We start from the raw sequence: 1,613 nt of genomic DNA, 5'->3' as shown, positions 1-1,613 counted from the left end.
CTAGCTTGATCTTTAACCTGCGCGGCGGGGTCGTGGGGTTGTTGACTTCTTCGTTCGCTGTTTCCCGGTGTCTGGTTTGCGGACTGTGTGCACGTCGTAGCGCGGGGTGGGCCGGGTGTTCTGGCGGCCGGGTGGTCGTCCCGGGCCGGGGCGGGAGGATTTCGGCGCTCCGGCGGGGCAGGCGGCCTGCGGGCGCAGGTGCCGAAAGTCGCGGCGGACGCGGGCTGGGGTGAGCCTGTTCGGCGGGCTCGGCTTCTCCCACGGCCGGCGCAGGTCGGCCGCCAGCGGTCGGGCCAGCCGCAGCTGGGTGTAGACGGCGAGGATCAGCCAGGTCCACCGGTCGGCCGCCTCGGGAGTACGGATCTTCGGGCAGGTCCAGCCCAGCGTCTGCTTGAACAGCCGGAAGGTGTGCTCGATGTCGAAGCGCCGCAGGAAGGCCTGCCAGAGCAGGTCGACTTGGGTGTCGGTGGCGTCACTGCCGGACCACCACAACCACACCGGCTTCGGGGTCGCGCCGCTGGGCAGGTGCTCGACCTGCAGACGGATCACAGTGCCCTCGATGACCGGCAGGGCGCCCAGCTGGGAGACCCACGCAGAACGGTGAGTCAGCCTGGGGTGGAGCCGGCCCCAGGCCCTGGCGGTGGCCGTGCCATACAGACGGGTCTTGGTCTCGGTCGCCGTATCGGGAGTGTTCCAGGTGGCCGGATCGCCGAAGACGAACTCGCCGCCGTGGCGGGGTGGACGGCCGAGCGTGCCTGGCTCGCGGGGCGGGGCCGCCCGGCGCAGGACCCGGTCCGAGCGCATACGGCCCAGCACCTGCACCGGCAAGTCCTGGAGCAGGTGGGCCAGGCGGGGCACGTCGTATCCGGCGTCCACCACGATGAGGACGTCCGGATCGCCGTCCTTCCACTGCCCGGCTTCCATCAGCCGTTCGATGAGCTCGCGCATCTGACGGGCGGTGACGGTGGCGGCGTCGTCCCCCGGCGCCAGACGCAGCGCGTCCAGCGGCGCGGTCCAAGAACTGCGGCCTGCTTCCAGCGCGCAGATCACCGAGTAGGGCCAGCCGGGGACGGGGATGTGCTGGTCCTTGCCGCGTCCGTAGGTGTGACACAGAATCCGCTGCGGTGAGGTGTGCGCGTCGGGACGCAGCCAGCAGGTGATGTCGACGGCCAGCACCAGCCGGCCGTCCGCCGCCCTCGGCAGTGGCACCGCAGCCAGGGCCCGCCGGAGCCGGGTGATGTCCATTCGACCCGCGGCCAGGGCGTCATACAGCCCGCCGTGTCCACGGCGATGCTCGCCCACCAGCGAGAGTTCCACCAGCGAGCGGACCGGGCCGTCCGCACACAGCACGGCGTCGGCCAGCTCGAACAGCGCATCCGAACGCTTGGTCAGACAGGAGTAGAACTCGCCCCGGAAGCATGACAGTTCCGCGAACGGATCCTGCAGAACAGCATGGTGCAACAGACTCATCCCCACGGCCTTCGCGCTGATCACGTGTATTCCTTGGTCGGAGCACATGGTCAGCCGAAGGCCGCCTGCACGTAGGGCAGTTACCGACGCGAGTGATCAAGTACGACGACCTGTTCGAGGCCCGAGGTTAAAGATCAAGCTAG

1 protein-coding gene is annotated in these 1,613 nt (G+C 69.4%); it reads right to left on the bottom strand.

What is annotated here, in order from left to right:
* Positions 1–12 precede the first annotated feature (12 nt).
* Positions 13–1,470: an NF041680 family putative transposase gene (locus ABZ646_RS46275; RefSeq protein ID WP_360533715.1), complete on the bottom strand. Its 1,458-nt coding sequence runs from the start codon at positions 1,468–1,470 to the stop codon at positions 13–15.
* Positions 1,471–1,613 lie beyond the last annotated feature (143 nt).

The sequence above is a fragment of the Streptomyces sp. NPDC007162 genome (assembly GCF_040634175.1).
Taxonomy (GTDB): Bacteria; Actinomycetota; Actinomycetes; order Streptomycetales; family Streptomycetaceae; genus Streptomyces.
This window is presented reverse-complemented; position numbering and strand designations above follow the sequence as displayed.

Coding starts and splice junctions, on each gene's coding strand:
- ABZ646_RS46275 (WP_360533715.1), bottom strand. CDS start 1,470: ATGAGTCTGTTGCACCATGCTGTTCTGCAGGATCCGTTCGCGGAACTG.